The organism is Sphingomonas sp. Leaf230 (genome assembly GCF_001421745.1).
Taxonomy (GTDB): domain Bacteria; phylum Pseudomonadota; class Alphaproteobacteria; order Sphingomonadales; family Sphingomonadaceae; genus Sphingomonas.
The window spans coordinates 569,445-586,933 of the sequence record NZ_LMKW01000009.1; the positions used below are offsets into that span (position 1 = coordinate 569,445).

20 protein-coding genes, 1 tRNA gene and 1 pseudogene are annotated in these 17,489 nt (G+C 62.5%); 12 read left to right on the forward strand and 10 right to left on the reverse strand.

All coding sequences use genetic code 11. The features are described 5' to 3' along the window. The first annotated feature begins 2 nt into the window (after positions 1-2). From ASE82_RS11755 to ASE82_RS11770, 4 genes and pseudogenes are all read left to right on the forward strand, one after another. Positions 3-479, forward strand: coding sequence for a LexA family protein (locus ASE82_RS11755; RefSeq protein WP_082441456.1), 477 nt, complete (start codon positions 3-5; stop codon positions 477-479). Then, entirely contained in the window at positions 476-1,744 is a 1,269-nt protein-coding gene (locus tag ASE82_RS11760) for a Y-family DNA polymerase (protein WP_056063173.1), read from the forward strand. Before ASE82_RS11755 ends, ASE82_RS11760 begins: the two co-directional genes overlap by 4 nt. 100 nt (positions 1,745-1,844) lie before the next feature. Further along, positions 1,845-2,384, forward strand: a pseudogene (locus tag ASE82_RS11765) (ion channel); the annotation flags it as partial. A gap of 84 nt (positions 2,385-2,468) precedes the next feature. Continuing rightward, the gene (locus ASE82_RS11770; protein WP_056063180.1) at positions 2,469-2,813 is read left to right on the forward strand and encodes a hypothetical protein; all 345 of its coding nucleotides are present in this window, start codon (positions 2,469-2,471) and stop codon (positions 2,811-2,813) included. A 20-nt stretch (positions 2,814-2,833) separates the two neighbouring features. On the opposite strand, the gene ASE82_RS11775 is transcribed toward ASE82_RS11770, so the two are convergent. The 3 genes from ASE82_RS11775 to ASE82_RS11785 all read right to left on the reverse strand — a co-directional run bounded on the left by ASE82_RS11775 (position 2,834) and on the right by ASE82_RS11785 (position 5,043). Further along, positions 2,834-3,493, reverse strand: coding sequence for an SOS response-associated peptidase (locus ASE82_RS11775; protein WP_056063183.1), 660 nt, complete (start codon positions 3,491-3,493; stop codon positions 2,834-2,836). Next, positions 3,493-3,624 carry a hypothetical protein gene (locus tag ASE82_RS20250; protein ID WP_268795422.1) on the reverse strand — a complete coding sequence of 44 codons (132 nt, stop codon included), beginning with the start codon at positions 3,622-3,624 and terminating at the stop codon, positions 3,493-3,495. The genes ASE82_RS11775 and ASE82_RS20250 overlap by 1 nt, the downstream gene beginning before the upstream one ends. 1,110 nt (positions 3,625-4,734) lie before the next feature. After that, positions 4,735-5,043: a DUF6894 family protein gene (locus tag ASE82_RS11785; protein WP_056063189.1), complete on the reverse strand. Its 309-nt coding sequence runs from the start codon at positions 5,041-5,043 to the stop codon at positions 4,735-4,737. Between the two features lie 136 nt (positions 5,044-5,179). On the opposite strand from ASE82_RS11785, the gene ASE82_RS11790 reads away from it, so the two are divergent. Then, the gene (locus ASE82_RS11790) at positions 5,180-5,368 is read left to right on the forward strand and encodes a hypothetical protein (RefSeq protein ID WP_056063192.1); all 189 of its coding nucleotides are present in this window, start codon (positions 5,180-5,182) and stop codon (positions 5,366-5,368) included. A gap of 38 nt (positions 5,369-5,406) precedes the next feature. Here ASE82_RS11790 and ASE82_RS11795 read toward each other — a convergent pair whose 3' ends face one another. Together ASE82_RS11795 and ASE82_RS11800 are read right to left on the reverse strand one after the other, a co-directional pair. Further along, on the reverse strand, positions 5,407-6,006 hold the full coding sequence (locus tag ASE82_RS11795) for a hypothetical protein (RefSeq protein WP_056063195.1): 600 nt from the start codon (positions 6,004-6,006) through the stop codon (positions 5,407-5,409). 175 nt (positions 6,007-6,181) lie between these two features. Then, positions 6,182-7,353 (reverse strand): IS3 family transposase gene (locus tag ASE82_RS11800; RefSeq protein WP_156348870.1). Its coding sequence is split into 2 segments (ribosomal slippage): positions 6,182-7,089 and positions 7,089-7,353, totalling 1,173 coding nucleotides; the frame shifts between segments, so codons are not numbered across the junction. Between the two features lie 153 nt (positions 7,354-7,506). On the opposite strand from ASE82_RS11800, the gene ASE82_RS11810 reads away from it, so the two are divergent. Next, positions 7,507-7,776 (forward strand): hypothetical protein, encoded by a 270-nt coding sequence (locus ASE82_RS11810; protein WP_056063201.1) that lies wholly within the window; start codon positions 7,507-7,509, stop codon positions 7,774-7,776. A 123-nt stretch (positions 7,777-7,899) separates the two neighbouring features. On the opposite strand, the gene ASE82_RS11815 is transcribed toward ASE82_RS11810, so the two are convergent. From ASE82_RS11815 to ASE82_RS11825, 3 genes are all read right to left on the reverse strand, one after another. Next, positions 7,900-8,217 (reverse strand): hypothetical protein, encoded by a 318-nt coding sequence (locus ASE82_RS11815; RefSeq protein WP_056063204.1) that lies wholly within the window; start codon positions 8,215-8,217, stop codon positions 7,900-7,902. A gap of 141 nt (positions 8,218-8,358) precedes the next feature. Then, positions 8,359-8,622: a helix-turn-helix transcriptional regulator gene (locus ASE82_RS11820; protein WP_056063207.1), complete on the reverse strand. Its 264-nt coding sequence runs from the start codon at positions 8,620-8,622 to the stop codon at positions 8,359-8,361. Then, positions 8,619-8,882, reverse strand: a complete 264-nt coding sequence (locus tag ASE82_RS11825) for a hypothetical protein (protein WP_056063210.1) — start codon at positions 8,880-8,882, stop codon at positions 8,619-8,621. Before ASE82_RS11825 ends, ASE82_RS11820 begins: the two co-directional genes overlap by 4 nt. 353 nt (positions 8,883-9,235) lie before the next feature. On the opposite strand from ASE82_RS11825, the gene ASE82_RS11830 reads away from it, so the two are divergent. Both ASE82_RS11830 and ASE82_RS11835 read left to right on the forward strand, forming a co-directional pair. Then, the gene (locus tag ASE82_RS11830) at positions 9,236-9,580 is read left to right on the forward strand and encodes a hypothetical protein (protein ID WP_156348871.1); all 345 of its coding nucleotides are present in this window, start codon (positions 9,236-9,238) and stop codon (positions 9,578-9,580) included. Then, positions 9,577-13,653 (forward strand): peptidoglycan DD-metalloendopeptidase family protein, encoded by a 4,077-nt coding sequence (locus ASE82_RS11835; RefSeq protein ID WP_056063217.1) that lies wholly within the window; start codon positions 9,577-9,579, stop codon positions 13,651-13,653. Before ASE82_RS11830 ends, ASE82_RS11835 begins: the two co-directional genes overlap by 4 nt. Before the next feature lie 172 nt (positions 13,654-13,825). On the opposite strand, the gene ASE82_RS11840 is transcribed toward ASE82_RS11835, so the two are convergent. Next, positions 13,826-13,915: transfer RNA gene (locus tag ASE82_RS11840), tRNA-Ser, on the reverse strand. A 140-nt stretch (positions 13,916-14,055) separates the two neighbouring features. Here ASE82_RS11840 and ASE82_RS11845 point away from each other — a divergent pair. Then, complete coding sequence (locus tag ASE82_RS11845; RefSeq protein WP_056063221.1) at positions 14,056-14,322, forward strand: hypothetical protein; 267 nt, start codon at positions 14,056-14,058, stop codon at positions 14,320-14,322. Positions 14,323-14,330: 8 nt separating this feature from the next. On the opposite strand, the gene ASE82_RS19485 is transcribed toward ASE82_RS11845, so the two are convergent. Further along, positions 14,331-14,483 (reverse strand): hypothetical protein, encoded by a 153-nt coding sequence (locus tag ASE82_RS19485; protein WP_156348872.1) that lies wholly within the window; start codon positions 14,481-14,483, stop codon positions 14,331-14,333. Between the two features lie 83 nt (positions 14,484-14,566). On the opposite strand from ASE82_RS19485, the gene ASE82_RS11850 reads away from it, so the two are divergent. The 3 genes from ASE82_RS11850 to ASE82_RS18950 are packed head-to-tail and all read left to right on the forward strand — an operon-like array spanning position 14,567 to position 17,095. Then, positions 14,567-15,772, forward strand: coding sequence for a hypothetical protein (locus tag ASE82_RS11850; protein ID WP_056063224.1), 1,206 nt, complete (start codon positions 14,567-14,569; stop codon positions 15,770-15,772). Then, entirely contained in the window at positions 15,763-16,515 is a 753-nt protein-coding gene (locus tag ASE82_RS11855) for a PIG-L deacetylase family protein (protein WP_156348873.1), read from the forward strand. The genes ASE82_RS11850 and ASE82_RS11855 overlap by 10 nt, the downstream gene beginning before the upstream one ends. Continuing rightward, complete coding sequence (locus tag ASE82_RS18950; protein WP_082441457.1) at positions 16,505-17,095, forward strand: class I SAM-dependent DNA methyltransferase; 591 nt, start codon at positions 16,505-16,507, stop codon at positions 17,093-17,095. Before ASE82_RS11855 ends, ASE82_RS18950 begins: the two co-directional genes overlap by 11 nt. The last annotated feature ends 394 nt before the right edge of the window (positions 17,096-17,489 follow it).

Here is a 17,489-nt window from a genome sequence, read left to right on the forward strand (position 1 = left end):
TCATGCGCTTGATCAACTCAGACCGCCCGGTCGTCGTTGCGCTGAACCGTCGTGACGACGCGCTGCGACTTCACGACGTCCCGTTCGAGCTGGTGCCGTGTGAGGTGCCTTTCTTCCTGGTCCACACGCCGGCAGGGTTCCCGTCGCCTGCGCAGGACGACATGCAGGAGCCGATCGACTTGAGCGCGTGGCTCATCGAGCATCCAGCCGCCAGCTATGTCATGCGCGTCGAGGGGCGGTCGATGGCGGGAGCCGGCATTATCGACGGCGATCTGCTCGTCGTGAACCGGGCTAAGGCGCCGCGAACGGGTGCCATCGTCGTCGCACTGGTGCACGGCGAACGTACCCTGAAGCGTCTGCGCTATGTCGACGGCCGCCACTGGCTCGTCCCTGAGGCCGAAGGGTTCGCGGACATTCTGGTCGACGAGCATGTCGAGATATGGGGCACGGTCGTCGGCGTCGCGCGCAAGATGGCATGAGCACGCCGATCGCACTGATCGACTGCAACAACTACTATGTCTCCTGCGAGCGCGCCTTCGATGCCAGCTTGGTCGGAGTCCCGGTCATTGTACTGTCGAACAACGACGGGTGCGCCATTGCACGATCGGCGGAAGCCAAGGCGCTTGGGATCAAGATGGGTGATCCGATCCATCACCTACGCGACAAGGTGAAGCAGCATGGCATCCAGGTGCGGTCGTCGAACTATGCGCTTTATGGCGATATGCAGCGCCGCGTGATCGCCGCCTGCGAGTCCTTCGCCCGCGACTTTGAGATCTACTCGATCGACGAGACATTCCTGGATCTCACCGGCTTCGAAGGGCGCGATCTTGTGGCCCACGCGAACGCGATGCGTTCCCAGGTCCAGCTATGGACGACGATACCTACGTGCGTCGGCATTGCGGAGACCAAGACGCTGGCGAAGCTGGCGAACGCGGCGGCCAAGAAAAACCCGCAGTTCAACGGCGTGGCCGATCTTCGCGACGACGACGTGCGGCGCGATGTGATGCACACCTTCGCGGTCGGTGACGTGTGGGGCGTTGGCAGCGCCACCGCACGGAAGCTGACCGATCTTGGTATTCATACCGCCGGTGCGCTGCGTGAGATGCCTATGAAGCAGGCGCGCGCCGTCGGCACCGTCGTGCTTGAACGGCTAGTTGCCGAGTTGCGCGGTGTCCCGTCTAACGCCGTTGAGTCGGTCGAGCCGCGGCGGAAGGGCATGGCGGTCACCCGCTCGTTCGGGACGCCAATCTACGACTTCGAGCGGATGATGGGCGCGCTGTCGCAATACGCGCTGCGGGCTGGCGAAAAGCTGCGATCGCACGGCCTCGTCGCAGCCCGGCTGACCGCGTTCTTTCATACGAACAAGCACAAGCCCGACCGGCCTCAGTACGGCGCATCGCGCATGGTGACGCTGCATCCGATAACGAATGATAGCCTCGAGCTGATCGCCGCTGCGAGGCGTGGCGCTGAGAAGGCGTGGCGCGACGGATACGCCTACACGAAGGCTGGCATCATGCTCGACGATCTGCTTCCCGAGGAGGATCGACCGCGTACGCTGTTCGAGGAGGATACGGCCAAGCGAGATCGGTTGATGGGCGCGCTCGATGCGATCAACGGCAGGTTCGGGACGTGGACTGCGGTGACGGCTTCGCAGGGGTTCAAGCGCGAATGGAAGATGCGGTCGGAGATGCGGTCGCCGGCATGGACGACCGACATAGCTCAGGTGCCGACGGTTCGGGCCTAGTCGCGTTCCCTTCAAACTCACGTCCACGACATTGATGGATCAATGACGCGAACAGCGATACGCTTCACCGCAGCGGTCCGGGGGCGGGCGCCAACGAGGGTGGGCTATGAAGAAACTTGCATCGCTAATGGGCCGGTCGTTTCTGCTCGTCGCGGTAATCTACTTCGTCACCGTCACTACATCAGCGATCATTTTCGAAATTGCCGAGGGCAAGTATGACGCGGTGGACTCGTTCTGGTGGGCGTTCACCACCGCAACCACCACGGGCTATGGCGACATCTACCCCGTCACGAAGACCGGTCGTGCCGTAGCGCTCTTTCTCATGCACTTCGGTCCAGGTTTTGCCTTCCCAATGATGACGGCAATCATGTCGGCCAAGCTGATCGTGGATAGCGATGCATTCACCCACGGTGAGCAGGAACAGTTGAAGGAAGACATCGCGGCGATCCGGGGAATGATGACCCCAGCCAACGACCGAGGCTTTGCCGCTGCTGCCCGACTGGAGGCCGACATGCGGCGCTACCTGCATGATGAAGAGCCGACCCGTCGCGCCCAATGCCTGGATGAATTCCGGCAGCGGCTGGCCCTGACGCCTTGGGCGGACGCAGAACACCGTTCAGACCGCGATAGAGAAGACTGATTATCTGAAGGGGGGGGGGTGACAGGTAACGGGACCTGGACGACGAAGCCCGCGTTACATTACGCACCCAAGAAGTGAGTTCGCATGCCCCACGCCAGCAACATCGTTCTCTGCGATGGACCCGACAGCCCCCACGCGTTCGACGTCGTGCCGCTTCAGCCGCGTAATGGCAGCCTGGATGCCATGTGCCCGGTCTGCAAGGGCCGCGGGCAATGGAATACCGAGATCGATCTCGTCAGTTTCCGATGCAAGCGAATGGCATGCGACCGGTGCCACGGCGCTGGCTGGGTCGAGACAGGTACCGATCCGATCGGCCTGCCTGACATTGAAGTTTCGCCGGAAGGGTATCCCCGTTGGACGATCCGCTTCGAACCCAGCGACACGAAGGTGGAGGTTGATCCGGCCCAACCTGGTCTGGCCAAAACCTGAACGGGCAAAGGTGACCGTGCTTAGATCAGCCGAGGCGTCACCGTGCGCGTCGGGAATACCGGCCCCCGCACCGTCATCTGATCCGCCGGGTATGGTCGCTGCAACGCTAGCACGTCGTCATAACTACCGGTCAGCCACCGATCGTGATCGTCCGGCCGCAGGATCGTGATCATCGCCTTGGGATGTATCGGCGCCACCAACTCGTTCGCATCGCAGGTGACCATCGCGAAGTAGCGTTGATCAGCGACCTGTCGCCAGAAACCGGCGATTGCGAAGACAGGCTGGTCGGTCACCCCGAACCACATCTCCCCCTTGATCGGCTTCTTGCCGTCGCCGAGGTCGGTGGGTTCGCGCGACCACTCGCAGAACTCCGTCAGCGGGATCAGGCAGCGGTTCACCGGGTCGGTGACGAGCGAGCGCCATTGCGGGAGATGCAGCGTGCGCACGTTGGTCTGCGCAACTTTGCGGCCGGCCTGTTTCGCCTGCCCCGCCAGGACGTCCCATTCCATAACGTCGAGCCCGCGGCGGTCACCTTCGTTCCGCACGACATACGCCCGACCGAACGGGCGCAGTTCCTTCGGATCGAACCGATTGTCCATCGGCTTATCGGCAAGCCATTCTGCACCGAAACGTTCGGTGATGGTTTCCGGTTCGCCGTCGAACCTTGCTCGATTGCACATTACAGGTTCATCCGACCGACAAGCGCGCCGATCGCGATCACGGAGACAATGATCGCCCAGCCCTCCCAGGTTCGGGGAGACCAGCCGATGCCCACGACCTTGGGCTGAAACCATTCGCGGGGGTGGTTCATGACGGCTCCATATGATGGGCGTTCCTCAATCATGGGAACAGGCGCTCGCTCTCGAAAGTCAGGTAAAATCTCTCTTGCTCACGGCAACGCCCCAGTTCGATGCCGCCCGGTTCGCCGACGTGCTGGTCACACTCCAGATCTTTCCAGCATACTCGCCCGTCGCCTTCCACCGCCCCGGTTCAATTTCCTGGACGTACACTTCTATGCGTAGCCCATGGACCGACACCTGCCGCTTCATGAATCGCTCCCACCTCCGCCGGATTTGATCATTCGGCCACGGGTAGCCTCCAGATTGGCGATTGTCTCCGGTCACGTACTTCGAAACCGCCACTGACGATGCCGTCGGTAACGGCTCGACCTGACAAGGGAGAGAGGGCGAGCCGGCCAGTCACTTTCCGGGCACCTGGCTGAACGGAAACGAAAAGCATGCGTGAGGTTCGCTGGTAAACGGCTCGTCCTTGGCGGAATCCAAGGACGAGCCGACCAGGGTATGTTGGGGTTACACTGGCCGGATAGATACGCGCCTACGAGCGGGTTCGCTTCACATAGTAAGGAACGCACAATCATACCGGGTTTGCGTGGAGCACTGGCGCGCCGTCGTTCAGTTAAAAAACGGCCCGCCCAAAGGTCACAAAGAGCGAGTCGGCCGGAACGTGCATTTGGGAGGATCCATCCCGGCGATCCAGATACGAACTCACAAGAGCTACGGTTTCACCATAATAACGGCCCGCCTCAAGCGCCCGTGTAAACGCGAGGCGGGCCGGCTGGTTCGGCTGGAGTAATCCGCACCAGCCATGAGCAAACCGACGAAGCGCACAAACGCCCCATCCTCGGACAAAAGAAACATGACAAGGCACCGCGGCCAGCGATCGGCGCTAAACGCCCGTCCGACAAACTAGCCCCGCCAAGACCGGACCACAGCATTAGGTTGTCGCAACGATCTGATCTATGTTCCCACAATGAAGCCCAGCAAAGTTCAGCCGTACCTGGAACGTACCTTAGGTCGACCTCTGACGGTGGATGAGTTGGCCGCGATGACCGCCGCACGCGCAGCGAGCTTGGACGGGGGCAACGCGGTGCAGGCGATGCGCGCCGCAGTCCACGCCGCAGTCAGCGATCGGTTACGAGCACTAAATCCTTGAACCAGGCAGTATGCATCGTTGCGCCCCGACCGTTTAGGATTTGAATAGAGGTGGCGAAGCAAAGCTTACCGGATAAAATTTCAGCTGCCATAATTTCTCGGGCACCCGCAGTGGCCACCCGAATGGCGTCGTTTAGGTCCACTGCCAAGAATCCTTCATCGTCGGCTATCCGGGAACCCGGCTCGTTCAGATATAGGAAATATCGTTCCATCTCGTCCGTATGAGGAATCGAGCCGCCGACGTCCTGAACCGGTGATAGGATAAGCAGGAATAACACCGGTCAACCCAAGCGTCTGAATAGCCCTCCATCGATCCGAAATGCACTCCCATCGGGCGTCGGAACGCAGCCGTTGACGAGCGGACTAGGACGACGCAGTTTCGAGCTGCCCGGTCCTCGGGCAGGAGAATACCAGATGCGTAAACTGCTGTTCGCTGCCGCTTCGCTATCCCTACTCGTCGGGGCGCCCTCGATGGCTGCGCCGTGCAAGGACGCTAAGGGGCGCTTCACCAAATGCCCGAAGGCGCCGGTCAAGACGGTTCGGTGCAAAAGCGCGAATGGCAAGTTCGCGAAGTGCGGCACGGCCGGCGCTAAGCCCATCTGAACAAACCGGCGCGGGCATATCGACCCGCGCCGGTTCGATTACTTCTTGAGGGTGACCGGCGTCGCTACCGGGACAACGGCGGCGGGAGCTACGACCATCGGCGCGGCTGTCCCAGAGAATGCAACCGACACATCCTCGTCGATGAAAGCGGTGACAGGCGTACCCAGCGGTATGTTCGCGCTGGTTCCGGTCATGAAGAACCCTGCGATCGGGATGATAACAAGCGACCCAACAACGGCCGCGGTCCCCGTAGTGCCCTTGTCGTCCAGTTGCCCCGACATCCGAATCTGTCGGCCGTTGGCACGAACATAGAGCACACGACCGTTGATACGGCCCGACTTGCCCCACATGCCCTTATTGCGGACCTCCGTGACTTCGCCGGTCGCAGGACTGCCAGCCGGTATCACCACGTTGCCGTCGATCATCACGTTCTCAGCCGTCTCAAGCTGGAAACGCTGCCCGACCTTCAGTTTCTTGCCCAGCGTGGTTAGCGGTTCGCTCATCTTAAGCGGAACCGAGGTGCCAGCGCGTAACGTACCAGAGGTCGTCGCTGCGGTCGTCACCGGCGCTGTCTGCGCCTGAAGCGCAGGCGCAGACATGGTAAGCGCGCACGCGAACGCGCCAACTGTAAATTTCATTTAAATAACCCCTCCTGATTCGGCCTCCCCAGGCCGATAATCAAACCGAAGTCTTTCTAATCTAACGGGTCAATCAAAACTCGAACCGATTTGATACTTTGTATTTAAACGACACATTCCCCACGAACATAGATCAAGTATTGAGCAGCCCCCACCGGATGGTCCAGGTAGATAGTTAGTGCATTGTCGCCTCCGCGGCCATTGCCGGGCGTAGGTGGAGCGAAGCGGAGCCGGAGGCCGGCAATGGCGGGGTCGCCGCTGCTGGCGCCGGAGGTCGATAGCCCAGGCTGCTGTGTGGTCGGACGGTGTTATAGTGACGCCGCCACGCCTCGATCAGCACCCTTGCCTCGGCGAGGCTGTAGAAGATCTCGCCGTTGAGTAGCTCGTCGCGAAGCGAACCGTTGAAGCTCTCGTTATAGCCGTTCTCCCATGGCGAGCCCGGCGCGATGTACAGCGTCTTCACGCCGACCTGGCCGAGCCATTTCTGGACCGCGGTAGCGATGAACTCGCTGCCATTGTCCGACCTGATATGCGCTGGCGGACCTCGCGCGATGAACAGTTCGGCAAGCGCCGCCAGCACGTCTTCGTGTTTCAACTGACGTGCGACGGTCAGCGCCAGGCACTCCCTGCTGGCCTCGTCGATGATCGTGAGGATCCGGAACTTGCGCCCGTCGTGCGTTCGCGCTTCGACAAAGTCGTACGCCCAGACATGCCCCGGATACTCCGGCCGCAGCCGGATGCACGAGCCGTCGCTCAACCACAGCCGGCCACGCTTGGGTTGCTTCTGTGGCACCTTCAGCCCCTCACGCCGCCAGATGCGTTCGACACGCTTATGATTCACCGACCATCCCGCGGCATGCAGCAGTGCGGTCACCCGACGATAACCGTAGCGTCCATACTGCCCGGCCAGTGCAACGATGTCCTCAGTCAGCGCCTGTTCGTCATCTGCCCCACACGGCACCTTGCGCTGCGTCGACCGATGCTGCCCGAGCACGCGACACACCCGTCGCTCGGATACGTCCAGCACCTCTTTCACTTGGTCAATGCAGCGTCGGCGCCGCGCGGGGCTTAGAAGTTTCCCCGTGCCGCCTCCTGCAGGATCAGCTTGTCCAGTGTCAGGTCGGAGATCGCACGCCGCAGCCGCAGGTTCTCCTTCTCCAGATCCTTCATCCGACGAGCCTGATCCGTCTTCAGGCCACCATATTCCTTGCGCCAACGGTAGTAGGTTTGCTCGCTGACCGCGATCCGCCGACACGCCTCGGCGGTCGTCCCGCCCTGGCCCAGGACGATCTCAACTTCACGCAGCTTCCCAATGATCTCTTCCGGCTTGTGCTTCTTGGCAGGCATTCGTCGTCCCTTCCTTGATCCAGACTCTCATAGTCGGTGGACCACTCAGAAGGGGGCAGCTCAGTATGCTCGCACCGCGGAGCGCGACGGAACAAATCACCCCGCACAGAATTTTAGTCTGCCTAGTTCAGAACGAACGACAGGGGATCGAAAATGAAGAAGGCATTCGTTATCGCAATGGCAGCCGGGCTTGTCTCGCTGTCGGCATGCAACTCCAGCCCACGCGAGCAGGCAGCCGATAACATCGAGTCCAACACCGAGGCTGTCGCGGATAACCTGGAAGACGCTGCGGACAACGTGAGCAACGACGCGGCCGAAGCGCGCCTCGAGAACAAGGCTGATGCCGTCCGTGCAACCGGTCAGAACCAAGCTGACGATATGCGGACGAACGATCCCGACACGAACCTGTCGAACGGTATCTAGTTTCACGAGACAGAACGAGCCGCTCCCAAGCACAGCTCGAACTGGAAGGGCGCCCGAGGAAACTTGGGCGCCCTTTTCGTATGATCGCCTGCGGTGGAGTGACGCCGCAGGCGATCAACTGGTTCAGGCGAACTCGGTCTGCTCTTGCGAGAACAGCGAGAGTTCGGCCGTCGAAGGCTCTTCCGCGGGGGGATACTGGCCTTGGAGCAGTTCCTGCCGCTCGGCCGCCGAAACCGGCACGAACAGCGAACCAGGTACCGCGGTATTTTGTGCGCCATAGGTGATCAAATTGATCGCCTTCAGCGGAACAATACCTGGTTCCTGCGTCACGGGATCGGGCAACGCGCCGCTCGGTGAAAAGTTGGTTTTGCCATCGGGGAGGCGCCGGCGATCGATTTCGCGAGTGTTTTCGCCGGTGAGGATTGGTTTGGCGTTGGCCATGATATGTATCTCCGAAGGTTGCACCGCATCCAGCGAATGTGCGGACCAGTGCGGAGACACCGATCCGCACGTTCGCGGGACGACTCGTAATACCTTACGGCTACCAGATACTGAAATTTCCGTGAGCTAGACTCGGCGGCATCATTTCAGAAGCGCATCGAACTCACTATCAATTTCAACTTCCAGTTCGGTACGTCGATCCGGCGCCTGATCCTGCTGCCAACGTTTAACGTCGTTCGACAGCCAAAATCGCCTCTTGTCGGTAAACTGGTAGCTGTATGAGCGGGGGAACCTACCGGTTTTCATTAATTCATACAAAGTCGTCTTGGACAGGCCCGTAACTTCCTGGACGCGTGTTAAGGGCCAGAACTCGGTATGCGCGATGGTTCCCGCCTCGACTATCATGCCAACTCTTGCACAGACCGATCTGCCAAGCGCTGAAAAAAACCGATGTGCACGGCACCCCACCTGCCAGCCTTCACCATTTCGCTAACGAGCCTCCCCAGCGCCGGGGTGCCGTCAGTGTCTGCCATTCGCTTGATGAGTGCATCAGCCATTAGGCGGCCGGTCGCGCAATCGGCGCCGTAGTCGCCAGTTTCAGCCATCTGTGCATAGCCGAGGATCTCGTCGCTCGAGATTGCATTTCCGTTATTTTCGTTGGTCATGAGTATAGTCCTCTAAAATCTACACCCAGCCCCCACTTTCAGAATGGTAGCCGGACAGTGACAAGCTGAAAATCGCGTAGAGGACACGACTGGCTAGAAGCCCTCATCACCGCCCGACCGCAATCTATTTGCACAGGTTTAGGTGATGTGTCCACTACCTGATCTTATCAAGCATGGTCGAACCGAATCAGTTTCGACACCTCATGTTTAGGACTTTCGATCTGATTAAATCAATACAAATCGTTAATGTCACTTGATAATCTTCTTTCAACTACAAGTTGAAAGTGGCGCTCCGCCCCTTGGAAATTATTCGACATGACCGAGTCATGTTAGTTTGTAGACTCCTTTTTGGAGTGAACAAAGACATGGATACCATACTATCGCTTGAGCAGCTTGCGCAAATCATCGAACGCAACCCAACGGCACTCGCAGTTGTGGCGAACATGCCACGCATCGAAATCGACGATGTTGCGTATGCGTGCTCGCAGATGGCGACCGATATGGCCGTGGCACGCGACTTGGTCGCAACCAGTAGCGGACGCCTCATCGAGGATGTTCCGGGAGGCTGGCTAACGATCATCCGGGCAACAATAATTACTGGCCTGACAATCGAAGCTCATAGCCCACAGAGTATCGCAGGTGTCCTGCTTTCCGCGGTTGCGCCAGGGTTCGGTAACGAAGCAGGCAGCATCCAATGAGCGCACGTCCTCAAGTCGACACCGTCCTTGTCATCAAGGCACGAGACGAGGCGACCAAAGCCGTCACCGCGATCGGCAGCGCGCTGCAGCAGTTGATCGGCACTCAGCAAAAGGTCGCAGCAGGTAGCGAGACGGCTGCGTCCGGCATGCAGCAGATCCTCGGCGTGTTGGCGCAGTTGGACAAGGCGTACGCGAAAACCGCAGACGCCACCGACAGCGGCGCCGCAGCACTCGAGCGGCAGAACCGTGCCATCGCCGCCAGTAAGGCGCAATACTCGTCACTGGAAGCCCAGCAGCGTGGCGCGGCGCGTGCGGCCGACCAGTTGCGTGTGGCACTGGTCGAGGCGCTGGTTAACGACGGCGATGCAGACGTCATTCGGGCGCAACTGGTCGAAGTAACGTCGGAAATGCACCGGCTGGAATCGGAAGCTGGCAAACTCCAGCGGACAATCGCCCAGCAGGAGGTCGGGTACACCCGCGCCGCATCGGGCATGGCCGAACTCGAGCGTACCACCCGGCTGGCGGGCGCAATTAGCACGTTCGCCGCGCAGGAAGCGGACGATTACACTCGCTCCCTCAACGCGCAGACGGCCGCCGCTGAGAATAACGCCAACGTCCTGAAGAACATCGCCCGCGTCACCGGCACCGACCGCGGTGCGGCGACCGACAACGGTGCATCGTTCAGCGCCCTGGACGGGCAGGCTGCTAAGATCGAAGCCGCGGCGAACGCAGAACGCGACCGTGCGCAGGCCACCGAACTGACGAACAACGCCCTGCGTGCCCGTGCCCGGATCGACGGCAACGGTGGAACCGCTGGCCGCGCTGCCGACACGGTGTTCGCCCAGCAGTTGCGCGACGAGGAAGCCGCTGCCACCGAAGCCGCCCGTGCCGAGAAGGAACTGACGGCAGCCACCACCCGGCTACGCGCAGAACTGAATCCCCTCAGCGCGATTCAGGAGAAGCTGAACACCGAACTGGCCGAAGCCAACCGGCTGTATGCGGCTGGTAAGATCAGCGCCACCGAACTGGCTGGTGCGACCGCGCTGCTGAAGGGCAACGCGACGAGTGCTGCTGCTGCGTTGAACGGTCGGAACGGTATCGGCGCAGGCGGTAAGCCGTCGCTGTTCGGCCTAAAGCCCTACGAGCTCCAGAACCTCGGCTACCAGGTCAACGACGTCGTCACGCAGCTGGCATCCGGCACCTCGCTGACGCAGACGCTGGCGCAGCAGGGTGGTCAGATCCTGCAGTTGTTCCCGCGTGTCGGGTCGTCGATCGTCGCGGCATTCACGAATCCGGCGCTGATCGCATTCGTCGCGACCGTCGGCGTGGTCGTGCTGGCGCTGAAGAACGCCGGCGATGAAGCCGAACGCACGCGGAAATTCATGGGGTTGCTGGCCGCATCGGCTGACGGCAGCACGTACGGCGCCGCCCAGTTGAGCAAGGCATCGGAAGCGCTCGACCATTACGGCCTGTCGGCAGCCGACGCCGTCACCGTGGTGCGCGGCTTCGTGAAGGACGGTGTCGATCCGACCCGCATCATTGAGTTCGGCAAGGCGTCGCAGGATCTGGCCGATGTGCTCGGCATCAAGGTGGTCGACGCCGCGCAGCAGGTCGGCGAGGCGTTCACCGGCGGGTACGAGAGCGTCAAGAAGCTGGATGACGCGACGAATTTCCTCACGTCCGCCCAGCGTGACAACATCAAGTCATTGTTCGACCAGGGCAAGGCGGCCGACGCGCGGAACGAGGCCCTGCGTATCTTCAGCGATCAACAGGAAGACGCCGCCAACAAGATGCGCGGCAGCTGGTCGGAGGCAGCGCGGTCGCTGAGTGGCGCGTGGCAGGACTTCCTCAACGTGCTGTCGGATACGGCGCCGATCAAGCAAGCCGCGAAGGACATGGAGAACCTTGGTCGCATTGCGTCGCAGGCCATCCGCGCGATCGCCGGTGCGACCACTGCTGCCGATGTCACGGCGCAGATCGCCCGCGCGAACCAGGTCATATCGAATCTGGAAGGCGCGAAGTCCGCGCAGCCGAACCTCGCTGCTGCGTATGAGGCGGACATCGTCAAGATTCGGAAGCAGATCGTCGGGTGGCAGTCTGACCTTGCAAAGCTGAACGGCACCGAGAAGGACGTTACCGACACGGTGGCCGTCCGCGGCGAACTTCAGAAGAAGCAGTCGGCCGACCTCGTCACGGCGACGGAGGCTGCGAAGTCGGAAAAGACGGTACTCGAGGCGACGAATGAAGCCCGACGCACGGCAACCGAGTATGTCGAGAAGAACTTCAAGTTCGCCAGCGACGCCGCGAAACAGGCATACATCGGCCAGAAGGCGGAAGAGGCGCGCACGGCAGCGCTGAAAAAGGCTGCTGACGAGCGGAAGCGTGAGGCGAATGAAGCCAAGCGACTGGCCGACGAGGCCAAACGCGAGCGTGAACGCCTCGCCAAGCAGACGGTGTTCCAGGCACCGGTGGACGGTCGCATTTCGTCCGGCTTCGGTGCGCGTGCTGCCCCGAAAGCTGGCGCGTCGACGTTCCACAAGGGCATCGATTACGCCGTCCCCGCCGACACCACCGTCCGCGCGCCTGCCAGTGGCGTGGTGGTCGAGACCGGTTATGATTCGAAGCTGGGCAAGTTCGTCTACATCGACCATGGCAAGGGGACGATTTCGAAGTTCGGCCACCTGTCGGATAACAGCGTGGTCGAGAAGGGGCAGGTTGTCACCGCCGGTCAGGCCATCGCGAAGTCGGGCAACACCGGCAACAGCACCGGCGCGCACCTGCATTACACGGTCACGGTCAACGGGAAGCATGTCGATCCGACCAAGGGTCTATTCCCCGCCGACGGCAAATCGCGGTTCCAGGTCGACCAGGCTGACGCCATCGGCAACTACGACGACGCGCAGGAGAAGCTCGCGGATAAGCGCGACGCGTATCTGACGAAAGTCGACCAAACGACGGCTGCCACGAAGGAGGATACCGAGCAGCTACAGCAGCAGGTGAACCTTACCGGTCAGTTGCTGCTGGCTGCGCAGCGTGAAGCCGCGATTGAGGATGCGGTCCGGAAGGCGAAGGAAGACGCAAAACAGCAGGGCATTGACCCTGATGACGCCGGACTCGCGCTCAGGATCGAAGCGCTGAAGGGCGTCACCGGTGCGTATTTCGAGGCTGCCCATGCAAAGGATGCGTTCGAAGCGCAGCGTAGCGACGTCGACAAACCGGTCGCGGATATGACTGCGCAGCGCGATGCCATGCGCGACCAAATATCGTTTCTGCGTGACAGTGGGTTTAACGCGGAAGCCGACAAGCTGATGCCGTTGCTGGGACAGGTCAACGGCCAGCTGCAGGGCGCCATCGATAAGGCGATCGCGTTCTATGCGGCGCTGTCACCGATCAACAATCCGCTGGCGCTGACGGCTGCGCAGTTGGACGCGATCATCCTGAAGCTCGGTCTGGCAAAACAGACCGCGCAGGAATGGGGGACCGTGCTCGGTATATCGGCAGAGCAGATCGCCAACGCCTTTGCGAATGCGCTGACGGCGTCGATCGACGGATTCGTCCAGGCTCTGGTTGATGGGGAAAACGCATTCGGTGCGCTGAAAGACGCGTTCCTGGATTTCGCGGGCAACTTCCTGCGATTGATCGCCCAGATGATCCTGCAGCAGATCGCGCTGAATATTGCGAAGGGCATACTGAGCGCCGTTGGCGTCGCCGTACCGACACCCACGAACCACAACGGCGGTATCGCGGGCGTCAACCGGTCGAGCACCCGCATGGCCGATCCCAGTATTTTCGCTGCAGCGGCCCGGTTCCACACCGGCGGTATTGCTGGCCTACGTGCTGATGAAGTGCCGATCATCGCGCAGAAGGGTGAAGAGATCCTGACCCGCGGTGATCCCCGTCACCGCGCGAACGGTGGACTGGGCGGCGGTGGTGCCGCGCCGGACATTAAAATCATCAACGCGATCGATGCCGGCGACTTCGTCAGCAAGGGCCTCGACAGCGGAGTGGGCGGTAAGGCGCTGATGAACTACATCCGGGCGAACAGTGGCGCGATCAAGCAGGTGATCGGCTGATTCGGTTGTCCGCTGTCGCGCGAAGATGTCTATGGGCGACCCAACAAGGAGGATGCGGTACCAATAGTCTCGCTGTTGCCGCATCCTATGCCCTAGCGACTTGCCCATGGCAGGGCAGAAAGTAGGGCAGAACTCGCTAACCGGCAAAATATCGTTATTTTTCAATGGGTTATGGCGGAAGAGGTGGGATTCGAACCCACGGATGAGTTACCCCATCGCTGGTTTTCAAGACCAGTTCCTTAAACCACTCGGACACTCTTCCACGCCGTGACCCGGCGAGCCGGGAGGACGGCGTCTAAGCGGAGAGCGTCACGATCGCAACCACCGCGATGTGCTGATCTGGTATGTCCGGGCACGTGCGTGCGATTGCGCAGGGGGCGGAGCGTCGGCTAGGCCCGATCCATGGACCTCGACGCGATCTCGCAGCATTTCTTCGGCACGACCGACATCGATACGCTCAGCCCCGAGGCGCTGGAGGCGGGACGCGAGCGCGTGTCGATCGCGTTCGGGACCGAGCGGGAGGCGGGGCGGCGGTTTGCGCTCTGGGCGGTCCTGTGTGCGACCGGCGTCGCGCCCGCGCCGCACGTCGCGTTCAAGGATGCGCGCGAGATCCGCGCGGCCGAAGCCTATGCCGCGGCGATCGGTTTTGCCGAACGATCCGACGACTGAAGCGATGATCAGGCGGCGCGGCGATCCAGCAGCGCGCGGTCGATCCTGCGGATGAGGTCGGCGATCTGCGGCCGATCATAGCTCGCAGTCAGATCGTGATGGCTCGGCGACGCGCACATCCGCTTGCCGACCAGCGCGAAGATATCCTGTTTATGTGCCATCGATTCGCTTCCCTTCCAATTCCGCCGGTATGCCGGGCAAGCGTTAACCAAAGGTTCGGGACGGATTCGGATGCGGTTAACCATTGTCGGCGGCGATTTACGCAACGCTCGCAGCGGTCCGGCGTTCTAGTCGCACAGCGGCCGTATCGCACGGTCCGCAGCGCGCGGGGATCGATCCACTGACCAGACTATCGCCGGCACAATCGCCCGTTCATCCAAAGGGTTGGACCGTCCTGGAAAGCGTTCGCGCGCTCGCGGCGGACTGGGATCGCAGCAACGGCGAGGAGTCGTTTCCGGCCGACCGCGTTGCCGCGTTGCATGAAGCGGGGGCGCTAGCCGAATTCATCGACGTCTCGACACCGGCGCGGACCGATGCGCTGGTCGACGTGCTGCGGGCGATTGGCGGCGCAGACCTGAGTCTTGGCCGCGTATTCGAAGGCCATGTGAATGCGGCCCAGCTTGTTTCCGCCTACGGCGACGATGCGCAGCGGGCAGCCTTGGCGGACGATCTGGCAGCCGGTCGCGTGTTCGGCGTCTGGAATACCGAGCCGACCCCCGGCCTCTCGATCCGGCAGTCCGCGCCCGACCGCTGGGTGCTCGACGGCCGCAAGAGTTTCGCGACGGGGGCGGGGCATCTCGACCGCATCCTGGTGACCGCGCGCGATGCGACCGGCGGCAAGCAACTCGTCCTAGTGCCGATCGCGGGCGAAACCGCACGCGCCGACAATAGCGGGTGGCAGGTCCGCGGGATGCGCGGGACGTGCAGCGGGCTCTTCGATTTTTCCGGCATGCCGATCGGTCCGGAGGGGATGATCGGTGTGCCCGACGTGTACGAGACCGAACCACGGTTCAGTGCCGGCGCGTGGCGGTTCACCGCGGTACAGCTCGGCGCGATCGAGGCGCTGGTTCGGCATCTGCGCGATCATCTCGTCGCAACCGGCAAGGGCGACGACGCGATCCAGCGTGCGCGGTTCGCGACGTGTCTGACCGAAACGCGGAGTGCAGGGCTGTGGGTTCGCCGCGCTGCACACCTTGCGGAGACGCAGGCGGCGGAGGCGATCCCTTTCGTGCTGATGACGCGGGGCATCGTCGAGGAAGCGGGCTTGAAGACGATGGAGGCGGCGGCGCGCTCGGTCGGCACCGCGTCGTTCTTCGCGGCCAGCCGGATCGACCGGATCACGCGGGATCTGGGGCTCTACCTGCGTCAGCCGGTGCCGGATCAGGCGCGCGACCGGGCGGCGGCGGCGTGGCTAGAGGATGATTGCTGGGGCGACGATCGGTGGTGGTAGCGCCGGGCGGCAACGCCTGGAGCAACCTCACGCGGCGCGCACGGCGGATGTCGGCCAGGACGGCGGCGGGGCAGGGGCCATGGCTCGTGCTGGCGCCGCATCCCGATGACGAGACGCTCGGCTGCGGCGCGTTCATCGGCTCGGTAACGGCAGCAGGCGGCCGGGTTCATACCGCGTTCCTGACCGATGGCGCGGGATCGCATCCCGATGCGCCGGGCTGGAGTGGAAAACGGATCGCGGGGCTACGGCGCGGTGAGGCGCAGGCGGCGTTGAAGGCCCTGGGCGGCGAGCAGGACGCGCTCTATCTCGATTGGCCCGACGCGTCGCCGGCTTCGAAGGGCGATCCGCTGTTCGCGCGCAGCGTCGACCGGCTGGCCGCCTGGTGCAAAGTCCGCGGCGTCCGCCAGATCGCCGTGACATGGTCGGGCGAACCGCACTGCGATCACGAGGCAGCGGCCGCACTCGCGGAGGCGGTGGCGAGCCGCGCGCATTGCCGCCTCTGGCAGTATCTCGTCTGGGGCTGGACTGTCCCTGACCTCACCGAGCGCCTGCGCGGCGCCCGCGTGCTGTCGATCGCCACCGCATCCGGTCGCCCCAGACAGCGTCGCGCGATGGCGTGCCACCGGAGCCAGCGCGGCGGCCGGATCGTCGGCGCGCGCGAGAACTTTCGGCTGCCTAACGCGATGATGCGGCTGATGGATCGGCCGAACACCCTGTTGCTGGAGACCCGCGATGCGCCGTGAACACTCGATCGAGCCCGAGTATTTCGAGGCGCTCTACAAGGACAAGGGCGACCCGTGGGAGTTCGAGACCAGTCCGTACGAGGCGGCGAAGTATGACGAGACCTTGGCCGCGTTGCCGAAGGAGCGGTTCGAGAACGGGCTGGAGGTCGGCTGCGCGAACGGAGTCCTGACGGCTCGGCTCGGTGCCCGATGCGACGCGTTGCTGGCGCTCGATGTCTCCGAAACCGCGGTCGCGGCTGCGCGCCAACGGTGCGCGGACCAATCGCATATCCGCATCGAGCAGCGCCGACTTCCCGAAGACGCTCCCGCAGGGACGTTCGACCTGATCCTGCTGTCGGAAGTGGTCTATTACTGGGACAGTGCGGACATCGTCCGGCTGGCAGCGTACATCCGCTCGGCGGCGGCGTCAGGCGGGTATGTGATGCTGGTCCACTGGATCGGCGAGACCGACTATCCCAAAAGCGGGGACGATGCCGTCGCCGAACTGCACGCTGCGCTCGGTGATCGTGTCACGGTCGTTCGCAGCGATCGGCACGAAGCGTATCGGCTCGACCTCTGGCGGCTGGAAGACGCGGGTTAGGCGGATCAGCGTCTGGGCCTCACGGATTGCGGCGGGTAACGTCGCGAAGCTAAGCTGGTCGCTCGGGTCCGCAGAGGCGGGATTTAGCGCCGCCGTTACCGCATACGTCTCGTGCAGCGGCGCATCGATCGGTTGGTCGATCCACCGCGCAACCGCGTCCGCCATGCCCCCCGGCGCGCGGCCTGAAATTCTGCAAGACGTGAAGACGCGGACGTCGAGCGGGTGCCGGACCTGCCCGCCATACGCCCGGATCCGATCGAACAGTGCGCGGTCTTCGGCAACGGGCGGGGTAGGGGCGCCACCGATCCGGCGGTACATGGCGTGCGTTACCGCGATACTCGCGCCGCCCTCGTAGAAATGGCGCGGCCAGGAATCATGCGGTTCGGTCTCGGCG

Excerpts from the sequence above, each read along its gene's own strand:
- ASE82_RS11775 (WP_056063183.1), bottom strand. The coding sequence starts at position 3,493 with ATGTGCAATCGAGCAAGGTTCGACGGCGAACCGGAAACCATCACCGAA.
- ASE82_RS11810 (WP_056063201.1), top strand. The coding sequence starts at position 7,507 with ATGAAGAAGGCATTCGTTATCGCAATGGCAGCCGGGCTTGTCTCGCTG.
- ASE82_RS11815 (WP_056063204.1), bottom strand. The coding sequence starts at position 8,217 with ATGGCCAACGCCAAACCAATCCTCACCGGCGAAAACACTCGCGAAATC.
- ASE82_RS18950 (WP_082441457.1), top strand. The coding sequence starts at position 16,505 with ATGCGCCGTGAACACTCGATCGAGCCCGAGTATTTCGAGGCGCTCTAC.
- ASE82_RS19485 (WP_156348872.1), bottom strand. The coding sequence starts at position 14,483 with ATGGCACATAAACAGGATATCTTCGCGCTGGTCGGCAAGCGGATGTGC.
- ASE82_RS11825 (WP_056063210.1), bottom strand. The coding sequence starts at position 8,882 with ATGACCAACGAAAATAACGGAAATGCAATCTCGAGCGACGAGATCCTC.
- ASE82_RS11770 (WP_056063180.1), top strand. The coding sequence starts at position 2,469 with ATGCCCCACGCCAGCAACATCGTTCTCTGCGATGGACCCGACAGCCCC.
- ASE82_RS20250 (WP_268795422.1), bottom strand. The coding sequence starts at position 3,624 with ATGAACCACCCCCGCGAATGGTTTCAGCCCAAGGTCGTGGGCATCGGC.
- ASE82_RS11790 (WP_056063192.1), top strand. The coding sequence starts at position 5,180 with ATGCGTAAACTGCTGTTCGCTGCCGCTTCGCTATCCCTACTCGTCGGG.
- ASE82_RS11845 (WP_056063221.1), top strand. The coding sequence starts at position 14,056 with ATGGACCTCGACGCGATCTCGCAGCATTTCTTCGGCACGACCGACATC.
- ASE82_RS11760 (WP_056063173.1), top strand. The coding sequence starts at position 476 with ATGAGCACGCCGATCGCACTGATCGACTGCAACAACTACTATGTCTCC.
- ASE82_RS11795 (WP_056063195.1), bottom strand. The coding sequence starts at position 6,006 with ATGAAATTTACAGTTGGCGCGTTCGCGTGCGCGCTTACCATGTCTGCG.
- ASE82_RS11835 (WP_056063217.1), top strand. The coding sequence starts at position 9,577 with ATGAGCGCACGTCCTCAAGTCGACACCGTCCTTGTCATCAAGGCACGA.
- ASE82_RS11755 (WP_082441456.1), top strand. The coding sequence starts at position 3 with ATGCGCTTGATCAACTCAGACCGCCCGGTCGTCGTTGCGCTGAACCGT.
- ASE82_RS11820 (WP_056063207.1), bottom strand. The coding sequence starts at position 8,622 with ATGATAGTCGAGGCGGGAACCATCGCGCATACCGAGTTCTGGCCCTTA.